Origin of the sequence: Lysobacter claricitrinus (assembly GCF_045866565.1) — a bacterium.
Lineage (GTDB): Bacteria > Pseudomonadota > Gammaproteobacteria > Xanthomonadales > Xanthomonadaceae > Cognatilysobacter > Cognatilysobacter claricitrinus.
In genome coordinates this window covers 706,029-721,904 of the sequence record NZ_BAAFZV010000002.1, presented here as the reverse complement: position 1 = coordinate 721,904, position 15,876 = coordinate 706,029, and the positions used below count along the sequence as shown (strand labels likewise).

Genomic DNA, 15,876 nt, shown 5'->3' with positions numbered 1-15,876 from the left:
GCGATACGTCAATCGGTGGACGAAACGGACTCGTTTCGATGCGCGCCAAGCCAGCGCGTCAGGTCGGCCGACGGCATCGGCTTGGCGAACAGATAGCCCTGCAGCACGTCGCAGCCGAGCGACGCCAGGCGATCGCGCGTCGCCTCGTCCTCGATGCCCTCCGCCGCGACCGTCAGGCCGAAGCGATGCGCGAGGTCGACGACGAACCGGATGATGTCGGCGCAGGACGGATCGGTCGCCAGCTCGGTGACGAACGAACGGTCGATCTTCAATTCGTCCGCCGGAATGTTGCGGAAGTAGGCGAGGCACGAATAGCCGGTGCCGAAGTCGTCGATCGAGATACGCGCACCGAGTGCGCGAATGCGCTCGAGGATCGGGAACGCGGCGCGCGCATCCATCAGCGAGCTTTCGGTGATCTCGACGATGAGTTGCACGCCGTCGCCCCACAGGCGCAGCGCGTTCTCGACGAGTTCGGGCAGGTCGGGCTCGGTCGCGAGCATGCCCGGGATGTTGATCGACACCGACGGCGGCCCCGACGGGAACGTCCACTGCGACGCCTGGCGCAGCGCGGTGTTGAGCGCCCACACGGTGAGCTTCTTGATGTGGCCGATGCGCTCGGCGACCGGAATGAACACCGCCGGCGACACCATGCCGCGCGTGCTGCTGTTCCAGCGCATCAAGGCTTCGGCGCCGACCGGTTGCAACGTGGCGGCATCGAGCTTGGGCTGGAAACTGAGCGACATCTCGCCGCGCTCGATCGCACCGCCGAGTTGCACTTCGAGATCCCACTGGTCGGAGATGTCGACGTCGCCCGCGGTGTCCGGCGCGAACATGTGGCGAACGCCGGCACGACGTGCGCGCGACAACGCGGCTTCGGCGCGACGAAGCAGGAACTCCGAATGCGTCGCATGACGCGGCGCCATCGCGACGCCGACGGTCACCGGAACGTGCAGCTCCGCCTGCCCTTCGCGCATCGGCCGCGCGAGCACGCGGAACAGCTTCTGCACTGCGAGTTCGACATGGCCCGCATTCATCATGCCGGTCAGGATCAGCGCGAAGCGGTTGTCGCCGATGCGCGCGGCGTAATCCTGCGGGCGCGTTACGAACTGCAACTGCTGCGCGAGATGGGCAAGCAGGCGGTCGCCCATCGCGAAGCCGTGCACGCCGTTGATCTGCGCGAAGCCGTCGATGTCGATGACCAGCAATGCCATCGGGACGCGCTTCTCGGCGGCGTGCACCACCTGTCGGCCGAGCAGCGACAGGAACGTACGCCGGTCGCGCAGGCCGGTCAGTTCGTCGTTGGCGACGAGCATGCGGTCAGTCCAGGAACAGCGCGGCGCGATCGACGCCGTACGCGCCGGCGGGCAGCCCACCACGCACGTTGAGCGGCGCGCCGTTGGCATCGTTCGCAACTTCGGCCAGGTCGACCAGCCTGAACTCGGCGAGCGGCTGCTTGTCCGGCCCGAGGATCAGCATGACGCTCGGCCGCAGGCGCTTGAGCGTGTTGACCGACATCACCACGCCGACCGTTCCGTCCGACAACTCGACCAGCGTGCCGGTCGGATACACGCCGCAGGTGCGGATGAACTGCTCGACGAGTTCGGCCTGGAACAGTTTGTCGCGCGTCTCGTAGAGCTCCATCACCGCTTCGTGCGGCGAGCGCACGCGCGCGTACGGGCGCTGGCTGACCATCGCGTCGTAGCTGTCCACCATGCCGGCGATGCGCGCGAACATCGGGATCCCAGCGCCCTGCAGGCCGGCCGGATAGCCCGAGCCGTCATGGCGTTCGTGGTGGTGCTCGACGATCTGGTGCACCACCGTCGACAGGCCCGGCGTCTGGTCGATGATGCTGCGGCTCTCGTCGACGTGCGAACGCAGTCGACGCCGGTCTTCGTCATCGATCGCGCCGACCTTCGACAGCAGCGAATCCGGCAGCCGCACCTTGCCGACGTCGCACAGCAGCGCGCCGAGGGCGAGGTCGCGCAGGTCGTCGCGCTCGAGCCCGAGGTGGCGACCGAACGCCGCTGCCCAGATCGAACAGGCGATGCCGTGCTGGTAGACGTAGTCGCCCTTGCGGCGCATCTCCATCACCCATGGCAACGCCGTCGGGTTGCGGGTGATCGAGTCGAGCATCGTGTCGACGCCCTCGCGCAGCTTGTCGGCATCGAGCTTGCCGCCGGTACGCAGGCCGTCCATGACGTCGCGCACGCCGGCTTCGAGCGTTTCGTGTGCCTTCTCGGCGGCGACCGTCTCCGCGCCGAACACGCGCGAGAGGATCGAACGGAACGGGCCCGAGGACGTCGGCGGCACAACGGGCGCGGCGATCTCCGCCTGTGATTCGGTATCGAACACCACGTGGTGCGGCGATGGGGCCTTGCCGCGCGCGATGTCGACGCTGACGTGCCTGCACATCGCCTGGATGCGACGCAGGTCGTCGTCGCTCTCGACCAGCACGCCTTCGAACGCGAACCCGCTGCCGAGCCAAGGCCGGTCGAGTTCGCTCACGAACATGCCGCGCTCCAGGCCGGCGGTCGTGATGCGGAGTTCCTGGCGGAACTCGATCGCTGCCGTCGTCGTGCCCTTCATCGCGCAAGGCTCCGGAGACGGCGCGGACCGCGACCGGCCGGCGTCGCGGCGATCGGGACATGTTTCCGGCGTAGGTCGGTCTGGCTGCGCATGCGGCGGTCGATCGGCTCCTCTCGACAGCCTAACGGCGGCTGCCAGCGAACCTTGACCCCGGTCGCGCTTCCGCGGTGATGAAGAATTCACCCCGCGCGACGCCGCGTCGTCGCAGGCCCCAGAAAGAAAAACGCCGACCCGGAGGTCGGCGTTTTCATCGGCCCGGATGGATCAGGCGGACGGTTCGTCGTCGGCCGTTTCGTCCGCTGCGTCGTCCGCGTCCATCGCGGCCTCCGGATCGTGGCCGGCGACGTTGAGCAGGTGGCGATCGACGGCCGGGACGCTACCGTCCTCCGCGGTCACCGCGGCTCCGGTCAGTATCTCGTCCTCTTCCTCGAGGGAGACGTCCACGCGCTCGATCGCCTGCAGGCATTCGCCTTCGCCGAGGCGGATCAGCGTCACGCCCTGGGTGTTGCGGCCGACCTGCGAGATGTCCGCTGCCGGCGTGCGCACCAGCGTGCCGCGGTCGGAAATCAGCAGCACCTCGTGGTGATCGGAGAGCTGGATCGCGCCGACCATGTTGCCGTTGCGCTCCGTGGTCTTGAGCGCGATGACACCCTGCGTGCCACGCCCCTTGCGCGGGAAGTCCTCGACCTGCGTGCGCTTGCCGTAGCCGCGTTCGCTCGCGGTCAGCACGTCGCCATCGCCGTCGACAACGATGAGGCTGACGACCTTCGCGCCTTCCGCGCCCTCGTCGCCTTCGGCCAGGCGCATGCCGCGCACGCCGGTCGCGTTGCGGCCCATCGGGCGCACTTCCGACTCGGCGAAGCGCACGGCCTTGCCGTTGCTCGCGAACAGCATGATGTCGCGGCTGCCGTCGGTGAGTTCGGCATTGACCAGCGCGTCACCCTCGTCGAGCGAGATCGCGATCTTGCCGCGCTGCAGGCGGAAGGCGAACTCGGTCAGTGGCGTCTTCTTGACCGTGCCATTGCGCGTGGCGAAGAACACGTACTTGCCTTCGACGTACTCGCGCACCGGCACGACGGCCTGCACCTGCTCGCCGGCTTCCAGCGGGATCCAGTTGATGATCGGACGGCCGCGCGACGTGGCGCCCGCTTCGGGCAGCAGATGCACGGGCAGCCAGAACACGCGACCGGTGCTGGTGAACGTCAGCATGGTGTCGTGCGTGTTGACCAGCCACAGGTTGTCGATGAAGTCCTCGTCCTTGGTCTTCGCCGCGTTGCGGCCACGGCCACCGCGCTTCTGCGCGCGATAGGCGGCCACCGGCTGGCGCTTGGCGTAACCGGCGTGCGACAGCGTCACCACCACGTCTTCGGGTGCGATGAGGTCGAGGATGTCGAGATCCTCTTCGCTCGCGCGGATTTCGCTGCGGCGCGCATCGCCGAACTCGGCCTTGAGGTCGAGCAGCTCGGTGCGGATCACTTCGCGCAGGCGATCGGGATTGACGAGGATTTCGATGAGGCCGCGGATCGTTTCAAGCAGCGCGCGGTACTCGTCGGTGAGCTTGTCCTGCTCCAGCCCGGTGAGGCGATGCAGGCGCATTTCGAGGATCTGCTGCGCCTGCGTCTCGGTGAGCTGGTAGCGCGCGACGCCGTTCTCGTCGCGCAGGCCGACGCCGGCCGGCAGGTCGTCAGGACGCGACGCATCCGCGCCGGCCGCCGCGAGCAACGAACTGACGAGCCCCGCATTCCACGTGCGGGCGAGCATGCGCTCGCGCGCCTCGACCGGGTTCGCCGACGTCTTGATCAGCTCGATCATCTCGTCGATGTTGGCGAGCGCGACAGTCAGGCCTTCCAGGATGTGGGCGCGCGCGCGTGCCTTGCGCAGGTCGAAGATCGTGCGACGGGTCACCACCTCGCGGCGGTGGCGTACGAACGCTTCGATGATCTCGCGCAGGTTCAGCAGCTTCGGGCGGCCATCGACCAGCGCAACCATGTTGATGCCGAACACCGACTCCATCTGCGTCTGCTGATAGAGGTTGTTGAGGATGACGTCGGCCGACTCGCCGCGCTTGACCTCGATGTAGATGCGCATGCCGTCCTTGTCGGACTCGTCGCGCAGCTCGCTGATGCCTTCGAGCTTCTTTTCCTTCACCAGCTCGGCGATCTTCTCGATCAACCGCGCCTTGTTCACCTGGTACGGGATCTCGGTGACGATGATGGCCTCGCGGCCGTTGTCCATCGTCTCGATGTCGGCCTTCGCGCGCATGCGCACGCGGCCGCGGCCGGTGCGGTACGCGGCGACGATGCCGGCGGTGCCGTTGATGATGCCCGCGGTCGGGAAATCCGGGCCCGGGATGAACTCCATCAGGCCTTCGACGTCGATCTCGGGGTTGTCGATCAGCGCGATCGTCGCGTCAATGACTTCGTTGAGATTGTGCGGCGGGATGTTCGTCGCCATGCCGACCGCGATGCCGGCGGAACCGTTGACCAGCAGGTTCGGCACACGCGTCGGCATGACGGTGGGCTCGAGTTCCTTCTCGTCGTAGTTCGGCTGGAAGTCGACGGTTTCCTTGTCGATGTCCGCCATCAGCTCGTGCGCGATGCGCGACATGCGCGCCTCGGTGTAACGCATGGCCGCGGCAGAGTCGCCGTCGATCGAGCCGAAGTTGCCCTGCCCGTCGACCAGCATGTAGCGCAGCGAGAACGGCTGCGCCATGCGCACCAGCGTGTCGTAGACGGCGGTGTCGCCGTGCGGGTGGTACTTACCGATGACGTCGCCGACGATTCGCGCGGACTTGTAGTACGGCCGGTTGCTGTGCGCGCCCAGTTCGTTCATCGCGAAGAGCACGCGGCGGTGCACCGGCTTGAGGCCGTCGCGCACGTCCGGGAGAGCGCGGCCGACGATCACGCTCATCGCGTAATCGAGGTAACTGCGGCGCATCTCGTCTTCGAGGTTGACCGGGATGATTTCGCGAGCGAGTTCCGTCATCGGGATTCCGTCTGGGACGAAGGACACCGCCGCCTCGAGCGCCGCCGAACAGCGCTTGTGCGCCGCCAGGACCGCGTTCCCGGAGGGGTGTCCGAAAGAGGTGAAATGTTACCACGCGCAGCCTGTCACCGCACGCCATTTCCAGCGCTAAAACAAGAACTTACGTGCGCGACAGCCGGTTGGGAGACGCGGATTACTGCGGCCGCTCCGGCGCGCTCTGGAAATGGCTGCGAAGCGGCTCTCCGGACGCTAGTGACGCGGCGGAAAGCGGCTCGGCGGGGTTGTCATCAGGGTCGGAGCCGGACGCGATACATCCGTCGACAACACCCGTCGAACCCGTGTAGCGGCGCGGTCGCCGGGACGATGCGTCGTCAGCCGAAGGCCGCCCGCATCGCCGCCTCGTCCGGCCGTTCGATGACGCCTCGCTCGGTGACGATCACGTCGATCAGGTCGTGCGGGGTCACGTCGAATACCGGATTCCACGCCTCCACGCGCTCGGCCGCGGTACGCACGCCACCAAGGGAGAACAGCTCGGTTGCCTCGCGTTCCTCGATGTGGATCGCGTCGCCATCTGGCGTGTCGAGGTCGACCGTCGACGAGGGTGCCGCCACCATGAACTTCACGCCATGGTGCCGCGCCGCGATCGCGAGCTGGTACGTGCCGATCTTGTTGGCGGTGTCGCCGTTCGCGCAGATGCGATCCGCGCCGACCACCACCCACTGCACGCCGCCGGTGCGCATCAGGTGCGCTGCGGCCGAGTCGGCGATCAGCGTGGGCACGATGCCGTCCTGCTCGAGTTCCCACACCGTCAGGCGCGCGCCCTGCAGCCACGGCCGCGTTTCGCCTGCATAGACCTTGTCGATGCGGCCCTGCGCGACACCGGCGCGGATCACGCCGAGCGCAGTACCGAAGCCCGCGGTCGCCAGCGAGCCGGTGTTGCAGTGGGTGAGCACGCGACTGCCCGGCGCGATCATCGCCGCCCCGAGGGCGCCCATGCGACGGTTCGCCGCGAGGTCTTCGGTCGCGATCGCTTCGGCTTCGCGAAGCAGCACGTCGTGCCAGTCGGCGCCGGCGCCCTGCACGACGCGACGCAGGCGCGCGAGCGCCCATGCGAGATTCACGGCGGTCGGCCGCGCGGCGTTGAGGTGCATGAACGCCGCATCGAGTTGCTGCATCGCTTCGGCGCCGCTCGAGGCCTGCACGTCGCGCGCTGCGAGTACCGCACCCCAGGCCGCGGCGATGCCGATCGCGGGCGCGCCGCGCACGGTCAGGTTGGCAATGGCGTCGGCAACCGCGATGTAGTCGTCGCAACGCACGTACTCCACCGCGAACGGCAACTTGCGTTGATCGAGCAGTTCCAGGGCATCGCCCGTCCAGCGGATGGGACGGACACGGTCGTAGCGGTCGAAATCGAAGGCGGCATCCATGCACGCATTCTACGTGCGGCGCGCGAACGCCCGGCGACGTGGTGTCAGCGACCGCTGGCGAGAACGCCGCCGCCCACCTCGAACTCCGCGCGGCAGCCGCCGTCGACCCACAGGCCGCGCTCGTCCACGCCCCACGTCTGCCCTTCGACGCATGCGGTGTGCGACAGCTGGTGCAGCAGACGAACCTCCGCGCGCGGCGCGATCGCGCAACTGTGCACGCGGCCCTTGTCGGACTCGCAGCGCAGGCGCGACGGCGCCACGGCCGTCGGGCGGGTCCAGCCGCCGTTACCGAGAATGCGGAACTCGGCGCGACATCCGCCGCTCACCCACACGCCTTCGCGATCCACGCCCCACGACTGGCCGCGGATGCATTGCGAACGCGACAGCTGCCGAACGATCTCGATCTGCGCGCCGGCGCGCGCCGCGCAATGCGTCCAGCGACCGCTGTCGGACCCGCAGCGGAACAGGCGGTCGTTTCCGCGGATCGGCCCGAGGTCTGCACTGCCGTCACCATCGGACATCGCGAGGAATTCGCCGCGACATCCCTGCGTCACCCAGATCGAGCGCCGCGTGCGTCCCCACGTCTGGTCTTCGATGCACGGCGTCTTCGACAACTGGCGCAACAGTCGCGCACCACCACTCGCATCGACCGGGCATTCCTGCGTGTGCCCGTCGGACGACTCGCATCTCAGCGTGCGCCCGTCCGGCGGTGGGCCCCACGCGCGAACCGGGAGCGACGCGGCGGCGCATGCCCCGATCGCGATCGCAAAACCGATCGCTACGCGCGTCACCATGGTCCGTCTCCGCCAGTCGTTGCAGACCGACTGTAACGCGCCGAAGTGAACGGCGCTCGTCCGGAATGCGTGCGGCCGGTGTTCATTTATCCGGCGTCAGGCGCGGGCGAAATCGAATGCGAGCACGTCCGCTATGCGCGGCGTGCCCTGCAGCGCCATCAGCAGCCGGTCGACCCCCAGTGCGACGCCCGCGCACGCTGGCAAACCATTCGCCAGCGCATCGAGCAGCGCGTCGTCGCGCGGCACCGCGGCGGTGCCGTGCATGTTGCGACGCGCAATGTCCGCGTCGAAACGACGGCGCTGCTCGGCGGCGTCGGTGAGCTCGTGGTAGCCGTTGGCGAGTTCCAGCGGCCCAAGGTAGATCTCGAAACGCTCCGCCACCGCCGGATCACCGTCGCGGACGCGGGCGAGCGCACATTGCGACGCCGGATAGTCGTGGACAACGTGGATCGTGTCGGCCGCGAACGTCGGTTGGATGCGGTGCGTCATCAGCAGGTCGAGCCAGTCGTCACGAGACAGCCCGTCCGGATCGATGCGCACGTCACCGAGCGCGGCGCGCAGGATTTCAATGTCGTCGCGGTGTGCATCGATGCCAAGTCGCGAATGGAACAGGGCGCCGTACGTCGTCTCGTCGACGCGTGCCGTGCGACCGACCAGCGCAAGGCACTGCTCGACCAGGTCGGCGACTTCGCGTGCAAGTTCGACGTGATCGATACCGACGCGGTACCACTCCAGCATCGTGAATTCCGGGTTGTGCCGCCCACCCGCTTCGCCGTCACGGAATACGCGGCCGAGCTCGTAGCAGTCGCCCACGCCCGACGCGAGCAGGCGCTTCAGTGCAAACTCGGGCGACGTCCGCAACCAGCGCGTGCGCGGCGCGCCGTCGGTGCGGCCACTGAAGTCGACCGCGAATGACGCGATGTTCGGATCGGTGTTGCCCGCGCGCGACATCACCGGCGTCTCCACTTCAAGGACGCCGCGCGCGGCCATGAAGTCGCGGATGCGACGATTCACCGACGCCCGCAGCCGCAACGCCTCAGGCGTCGCCGACGGTTGCCACGGCGCGTCCATCACGCGACCCCGTGCTGCGCGAGGAATGCGAGCAGCCGCGCTTCGTCCCACACGTCGACGCCCAGCTGCTGCGCCTTCTCCAGCTTGGAGCCCGCGCTTTCGCCGGCGACGACGAACCCGGTCTTCTTCGACACGCTGCCGGCCACCTTCGCGCCTAGCGCTTCGAGCTTCTCGCCGGCCTGTTCGCGCGTCATCGACGACAGCGAGCCGGTCAGCACCACCGTCGTCCCGTCGAGCGGACCGGCAGACGCGGCGTCGGTCGGAAGCGTGTCGAGCAATTGCGACCGCGCGGCCAGTGACGTCTTCAGCAGCGCCCGGTTGCCGACCTCCGCGCGCCACGCAACGAACGCTTCGGCGACCGCCTCCGGTACCCCGCCGGCGACGAGGGTCGAAGCATCGACGTCCGCCAGGGCCGCGGCATCAATCGCCGCTCCGATCTGCTCGGCACGCAGGCGCGTGACTTTCGGAATCTCCAGATCCACCAGCAGGGTGGCGACATCGAGCCGTTCGCGCAGCTTCGGCGACGGCGCATGCTCGTCCGTCGGCGCCACGCCGCGCGCGAGCAGCGTATCGATGACCTGCTGGTTACCCGGCTGGTCGAAGAAATGGCCGAGCGAGCGCGCCACTTCGCCGCCGATGTCAGGCAGCGCCTTGAACAGCGGCCACGGCAGGCGACGCACGATATCGAGCGAACCGAACCACGCGGCCAGCGCCTTCGCCGTGCTCTCGCCCACGTGCTCGATGCCGAGCGCGAACAGCAGCCGTTCGAGTGTCGTAGCGCGGCTGCGATCGATCGATTCGAGCAGGTTTTCGGCCCACTTCGTAGCGACCTTGCCGCGCGCCTTCGTCGCGGGCTCCGCGTCGTTCGGCTCCACATCACGCGCATCGATCTCGCGCTTCATCGCGAGCAGGTCGTCGAGCGTCAGCGCATACAGATCGCCGAGCTGCTTCACGTAACCGAGGTCGCAGAGATCCTCGATGAAGCGGTCGCCGAGGCCTTCGATGTCCATCGCTCGACGCGACGCGAAATGGCGCACGGCTTCCTTGCGCTGCGCGGCACAGGTGAGTTCCCCCGAACAGCGCCATACCGCCTGCCCTTCCTCGCGAACGATCTCCGAGCCGCAGACCGGGCACGCGTCGGGCATCCGCCACGGTTTCGCACCGCGCGGCCGTTCCGATTCGACAACGCGAACGATCTCCGGAATCACGTCGCCCGCGCGGCGCACGATCACCGTGTCACCGACGCGTACGTCGAGGCGCGCGACCTGGTCGGCGTTGTGCAGCGTCGCGCTGGTCACCACCACGCCGGCGACATGGACCGGTCGCAGGCGCGCCACCGGCGTCGCGGCGCCCGTGCGACCGATCTGGATCTCGATCGACTCCAGCAGCGTCATCTGTTCCTGCGCGGGAAACTTGTGCGCGATCGCCCAGCGCGGCGCGCGCGAGACGAAGCCCATTTCGCGCTGGCCGGCGTAGTCGTCGAGCTTGTAGACGACGCCGTCGATGTCGAACGGCAGCGACGCGCGTCGTGCGCCGATGTCGCGGTAGTAGGCGAGCAGTCCATCCGCACCGCGGACGACCGCATTCTCTGCGCTGACCGGGAAACCCCAGTCGCGCAGCTTTGCGAGCACCTGCGAATGCGTGTCGGGCAACGTGCCGCCTTCGACCACGCCGGTCGCGTACGCGTAGAACGCGAGCGGGCGTTGCGCCGTGATGCGCGAGTCGAGCTGGCGCAGCGAACCGGCGGCGCCATTGCGAGGGTTTGCCAGCGGTTTCGCGCCGTCGGCGAGCGCCTTTTCGTTGTAGGCATTGAACGCGGCGACCGGCATGAACACTTCGCCACGCACCTCCAGCACCTCGGGCCAACCGCTGCCACGCAGGCTCAGCGGCACGCTGCGAATCGTCCGCGCGTTGCCGGTAACGTCCTCGCCGGTGGCGCCATCGCCGCGCGTTGCGGCGACGACGAGCCTGCCCTGCTCGTAGCGCAGGCTGATGGCGAGGCCATCGAGCTTGGGTTCGACGGAAAACGCCGGATCGCGAACATCGAGCGTCTGTTCGATTCGCCGAACGAAGTCGGCGACTTCCTCGTCCGTGAACGCGTTCGACAACGAGAGCATCGGCACGACGTGGCGCACCTGCGCGAACGCGGTCGCCGGCACGGCGCCGACGCGCTGCGTCGGTGAGTCATCCGTTGCGAGATCCGGGTTATCCGATTCCAGCGCGAGCAGCTCGCGCATCCAGCGGTCGTACTCGGCGTCGGGCACCGAGGGATCGTCGAGCACGTAGTAGCGATGGTTCGCGTCCGCGATCAGGCGGCGCAGCTCGTCGATGCGTGCAGCCGGTCTAGCCATGCGGTCAGCGGGCGCCCTTCGATCGCTGCGACAACCAGTCGTGGATGCCCTGCGGAATGTCGCGCTGCGCACGGCCGGACACGTAGATGCCGATGTGGCCACCGCGGAACGAAAGCTCGCTGTAATCCTTCGTTCCAACGAGTCCGCGCAACGGCTTCGATGCGGCGGGCGGCACGAGGTGATCCTGCTCGGCGTAGATGTTGAACACCGGCATGTCGATCGCCTTCAGGTCGACGGTGCGATCGCCAACGCGCACCGTGCCGTTGACCAGCCCGTTCTCCTGGTAGAACTGCTTCATGAACTCGCGGAACGTTTCGCCGATGAGGTCCGGCGAATCGAAGATCCACGTCTCCATGCGCAGGAAATCCTCGACCGCGCGCTTGTCCTCGAGGATGTCGACGAGCCCGACGTACTTCTGCACGAGCAGCCGGTACGGCTTGAGCGTGAGGTAGCACCAGTTCATGACATCGGCCGGTACGTTGCCCAGCGTGTCGACCATCAGGTCGATGTCGAGCGAGCGCGCCCAGCCGGCGAGCATGTTGTCGTCGGTATGGAAGTCGACCGGCGTCACCATGGTGACGAGGTTGCGAACCTTGCGCGGATTGAGCGCGGCGTAGCACAGCGAGAACGCGCCGCCCTGGCAGATGCCGAGCAGGTTGATGGCGTCGACGCCATGCGCCTTGCGCAGGTGGTCGACGGCGCCGCCGAGGTAGCGCTGGATGTAGTCCTCGAGGGTCTGGAAGCGATCCGAACGGTCGGGATAACCCCAGTCGATGATGTAGACGTCCTGCCCGCGCTCGAGCAGGCCGCGCACGATCGACTTGTCGCTCTGCAGGTCGACCATGTACGGGCGGTTGACCAGCGCGTAGGCGATCAGCAGCGGGACCGTCTCGGTGGGCGTGACGCCATCGCGACGGAAGCGGTAGACGGCGACCTTGCCATCGCGCCAGACCTCTTCGCGTTCACTTGCGCCGATGTCGACCGGGTCCAGCGTCGACAGGGTTTCCATGCCCTTGCGCAGCCGCGCCTGCGTCTGCAGCGCTTCACGCGCGAGCGCGTCGAGGCCGATGTTCATCGGCGAGCCGAACGGCGTGTCCATCAGCGTTTACCCGTCTTGCGGGGCGCGGCCTTGGCGGCACGCGGTTGTGCGGCGGGCGCGGGTTCGGGGTCGCGCGGCGGCGGCGCCGACATCGCTTCGACGACCTCGCGCAGCCGACGCAGTTCGCGTTCGAGCTGCGCCACCTTGCGATGCGCGGCGTCGACTTCGGCGCGGCCGGGAATGCCCCATTGCGCGCAGGCGAGTTCGACTTCCTTCTGCATCGCCGCGCGAACACGCATCTGCGCATTGATGTAGTCGCCGAACGCCGCCTGGAAGCGATCGCTCAAGGCGATGTCGGCGTACGCGTCTTCAGCGGCATCGATCCAGAGATCGAATAGCGCACGCGCCGTCTCCACCGGCTTGCCATCGGTGCCGCGCTTGGCGAGAAGTGACTCGAAGCGCGAAAACGCGCCCTGCCCCGCTTCGGCGATGATCGCGTTGAAGGCTTGCGACGCCTGCTGGAAGTCGCCAGTGGCCTTCGCGAAGGCCTGCATGCGCTCCTGGTGCTCGCGCGTGTAGCCGAACGCCGGGAGGTCGAACGGTGCGCGCGACGCATTTGCGCCGCCGAAGAACGCGGCGGGCATGAATGCACTCGCGAACCCGCCCTGCGCGAACGGGTTGTCGCCCAGCATCGAGCGCCACGCGCGCGCGATGTCCGCCGCCTGCGCCTCGCCGCTGCCGCCGAACTGCGCGGCGAGCTGCTGCATCTGCGTCATCCACTGGTTGGCGAGCGCCGTCGGATCGAAACCGGATGCGGGTGTCGGTGGTGCCGCAGGCTTCCACCATGCGAACGGATCCGGCGCGGCGGGCGCGGCGGGTTGCGGACTCATAGCGGCAAACCACTGGCGCCCGAGGCGCTCGAACGTGGCGGGATCGAACGCGGGAAATCCGAAGCCGGCGGCCCCGAACGGTGATGTCGACATGGTGTCCTCCGATCGAGTGCCGATGATAACCAACGCGACTTACGCGCCGGTTACGGCTTCGGTATGCGCACGGTCTTGCTGATCATCAGCGAGCCCGACAGCGCGAACATCAACACCAGCGGATGCAGCTGCCACGGGCCGAGTTGCACCACGCCGCCCCACGCGCTGGACCCTAGCGCGCCGCGCATCGCCGCCACGGCGAGCACGACGACCAGCAGCAGGCTGGTCGGAATGGGCGTGCCTTCGAAGTACTTCACCTTGTCGCCGCCGCCGGAAAGCTGCTCGGCGGTGACGTTGTAGCGCGCGAGTCGGCTCACGCCGCAGCCCACGAAGTAGCTCAGCACGATCCAGTCCCAGCCGCCCTGCAGGCCGCAGGCGTAGGCCAGCGCTGCGGGTGCGACGCCGAACGAGATCACGTCCGCCAGCGAATCGAGTTCGCGGCCCAGCGTCGAGGCCGACTGTCGCCAGCGCGCGACGCGCCCGTCCAGCGCGTCGAACACGAACGCGAGCGGGATCAGCGCCATGCCGAACAGCAGGTCGCGTACCACCCCGTCCTGCAGGAAGCGCATGGCCGCGAAGATCGCCCCGCTGCCACAGAAGGCGTTGCCGAGGGTGAACCAGTCGGCGAGCTGGAAGTCGCGGATCATCGAAAAGTGGCGCTTCATCGGGGCATCCGTCGGTTTCGCGGCAGCGTGCCAAACCGAGTGTGACGCACGCAACAGCGGGTTCACTTTCCCGAGCGGCGGTCGCCAATTTTTTGACACGTAGCCGTGACGGCGCACCCGTTTCCGCAAGCTGTTGATTTCTATAGTGCTTCCTACTGGAGGGGGATCCAGAGGAAGGATATGAAGCGTTCGATGTATGCGATGCGGCCGGCCCGCGTCGCCCGCCGTGGTGGCTTCTGGACCGTCACGCGCCGCGCCCCCGCGCCCGTTTACTCCCTCGCGCAGAAGTACGGCGACGGCATGCGCATCCGCAGCCAGCCGTTCGTTCGGAGCGTGGCGCCCGAGGTCGGCGCAGGCGCCGCGCTTCCGGCCGAGATGCTCACCCTCGCCCGCGCGCCGTTCGCGGTGCGAATGTTGCGCAACCTCAGCTTCGGCCCGACCAAGGCGTCGCTCGCGGAGTTCCAGGGCCTGGGTTCGACCGACGTCCAGCGCCTCGCGAACTGGGTCGACTGGCAGCTCGACTACACATCGATCGACGACAGCGCGGTCGACGCGCGTCTGTCGCGCGGTGGCTACGTCACGCTCGGCAAGTCGCTCGCGCAGCTCTGGGCCGACCACGTCCTGCCGAACCCCGCGTGGGAGGTGCGCATGCTGCCCGCGCTGGAAATGCAGCGTGCCGCATTCGTTCGCGCGACGTATTCGCGCCGGCAACTGTTCGAGATGACGGTCGACTTCTGGCACGACCACTTCAGCGTGTTCGGCTACGACTACTCGGCCGGCCCGGTGTTTCCGCACTTCGATCGCGACGTCATCCGCAGGAACGCGTTCGGCAATTTCCGCACGATGCTGGAGGACGTCGCGAAAAGCCCGTCGATGCTCTACTTCCTCGACAACTACTCGAACACCAAGGCCGGCCAGAACGAGAACTGGGCGCGCGAGCTGATGGAGCTGCACACGCTGGGCAGCGAGAACTACTACGGCTTCCAGGACCCGGCGACGATCCCGCGCGATCCGGCCGATTCGAGCTACCCCGCCGGCTACACGGACATCGACGTCTACGAAGTCGCCGCCGCGTTCACCGGCTGGACGCTGCGCGACGGCAACTGGCAGTTTCCCAACGAAAACGACGGCAGCTTCGTCTATCGCGCCGCGTGGCACGACACGAACCCGAAGACCATTCTCGGCAAGCAGCTGGGGCCCGAGCAGCCGGACATGAAGGACGGCCGCGACGTGCTGGATCGTCTCGCATCACACCCAGCGGTGGCGCGGCACATCTGCGCCAAGATCATTCGTCGCTTCATCAACGATACGCCGTCGCAGCCGCTGATCTGGAGCGCCGCGCAGGTGTTCCGCGACAACTGGCAGGCGCCGGATCAGATCACCAAGGTGCTGCGCCACATTCTCAATTCCACCGAGATGTACAACGCGTGGGGCAACAAGACACGCAAACCGTTCACCGCCGTCGTCGCGGCGATGCGTGCGGGCAATTCGGACTGGACGCTCGCCACTACCGGCGATCGCAGCAACGAATTCGTCTGGCGCTTCGGCTTCACCGGCCACACGCCATTCGGCTGGCCGGCGCCCAACGGTTATCCGGATGTCACCGCGCCGTGGTCGGGGTCGAACAGCTATGGCCAGACGTGGCGGATGCTCGACTGGCTCACCGACACCGCCGACAACGGCGTCCAACTGATTCCGCTGCTGCAGGAGACACGAGCGAACGTCGCCGCGGGTTCGTGGACCGCGAACAACCTCGTCGACTACTGGTGCGGGCGCCTGCTCGGCTACACGCCGGATGCGGCGCGTCGCAACGTGCTCACGAAATTCCTCGCGCAGAACGGGGACGCGGCGACGTACGTGATCGGCGACAACGAGGTGTGGGCCGGTAGCGATCTGAAGAAGCACTACAACCAGTCGCGGCTCAAGAGCACGGTGTCGATGATCCTGCTCTCGCCTGAATTCCTGAGCCGCTGAG

General features: G+C 67.6%; 11 protein-coding genes. 1 reads left to right on the top strand and 10 read right to left on the bottom strand.

The annotated features are described in order from the left end of the window. Positions 1 to 8 precede the first annotated feature (8 nt). From ACKTTN_RS08230 to ACKTTN_RS08185, 10 genes are all read right to left on the bottom strand, one after another. Positions 9 to 1,313 carry a putative bifunctional diguanylate cyclase/phosphodiesterase gene (locus ACKTTN_RS08230; protein WP_407909371.1) on the bottom strand — a complete coding sequence of 435 codons (1,305 nt, stop codon included), beginning with the start codon at positions 1,311 to 1,313 and terminating at the stop codon, positions 9 to 11. Between the two features lie 4 nt (positions 1,314 to 1,317). Continuing rightward, complete coding sequence (locus ACKTTN_RS08225) at positions 1,318 to 2,586, bottom strand: HD-GYP domain-containing protein (protein ID WP_407909370.1); 1,269 nt, start codon at positions 2,584 to 2,586, stop codon at positions 1,318 to 1,320. A gap of 264 nt (positions 2,587 to 2,850) precedes the next feature. Then, positions 2,851 to 5,571, bottom strand: coding sequence for a DNA gyrase subunit A (gyrA, locus tag ACKTTN_RS08220; protein ID WP_407909369.1), 2,721 nt, complete (start codon positions 5,569 to 5,571; stop codon positions 2,851 to 2,853). A 371-nt stretch (positions 5,572 to 5,942) separates the two neighbouring features. Then, positions 5,943 to 6,998 carry an S-methyl-5-thioribose-1-phosphate isomerase gene (gene mtnA, locus ACKTTN_RS08215; RefSeq protein WP_407909368.1) on the bottom strand — a complete coding sequence of 352 codons (1,056 nt, stop codon included), beginning with the start codon at positions 6,996 to 6,998 and terminating at the stop codon, positions 5,943 to 5,945. Positions 6,999 to 7,042: 44 nt separating this feature from the next. Then, positions 7,043 to 7,792, bottom strand: a complete 750-nt coding sequence (locus tag ACKTTN_RS08210) for a DUF3011 domain-containing protein (RefSeq protein ID WP_407909367.1) — start codon at positions 7,790 to 7,792, stop codon at positions 7,043 to 7,045. A gap of 96 nt (positions 7,793 to 7,888) precedes the next feature. After that, complete coding sequence (gene epmA, locus ACKTTN_RS08205; RefSeq protein WP_407909366.1) at positions 7,889 to 8,863, bottom strand: EF-P lysine aminoacylase EpmA; 975 nt, start codon at positions 8,861 to 8,863, stop codon at positions 7,889 to 7,891. Next, positions 8,863 to 11,214, bottom strand: a complete 2,352-nt coding sequence (gene ligA / locus ACKTTN_RS08200) for an NAD-dependent DNA ligase LigA (RefSeq protein ID WP_407909365.1) — start codon at positions 11,212 to 11,214, stop codon at positions 8,863 to 8,865. Before ligA ends, epmA begins: the two co-directional genes overlap by 1 nt. Before the next feature lie 4 nt (positions 11,215 to 11,218). Beyond that, positions 11,219 to 12,313, bottom strand: a complete 1,095-nt coding sequence (locus tag ACKTTN_RS08195; RefSeq protein WP_407909364.1) for a class III poly(R)-hydroxyalkanoic acid synthase subunit PhaC — start codon at positions 12,311 to 12,313, stop codon at positions 11,219 to 11,221. Then, positions 12,313 to 13,236: a poly(R)-hydroxyalkanoic acid synthase subunit PhaE gene (locus ACKTTN_RS08190; RefSeq protein ID WP_407909363.1), complete on the bottom strand. Its 924-nt coding sequence runs from the start codon at positions 13,234 to 13,236 to the stop codon at positions 12,313 to 12,315. Before ACKTTN_RS08190 ends, ACKTTN_RS08195 begins: the two co-directional genes overlap by 1 nt. 50 nt (positions 13,237 to 13,286) lie before the next feature. Beyond that, a complete protein-coding gene (locus ACKTTN_RS08185; protein ID WP_407909362.1) occupies positions 13,287 to 13,901 on the bottom strand; it encodes a CDP-alcohol phosphatidyltransferase family protein in 615 nt (204 codons plus the stop codon). 180 nt (positions 13,902 to 14,081) lie between these two features. On the opposite strand from ACKTTN_RS08185, the gene ACKTTN_RS08180 reads away from it, so the two are divergent. After that, positions 14,082 to 15,875, top strand: coding sequence for a DUF1800 domain-containing protein (locus tag ACKTTN_RS08180; RefSeq protein WP_407909361.1), 1,794 nt, complete (start codon positions 14,082 to 14,084; stop codon positions 15,873 to 15,875). The last annotated feature ends 1 nt before the right edge of the window (position 15,876 follow it).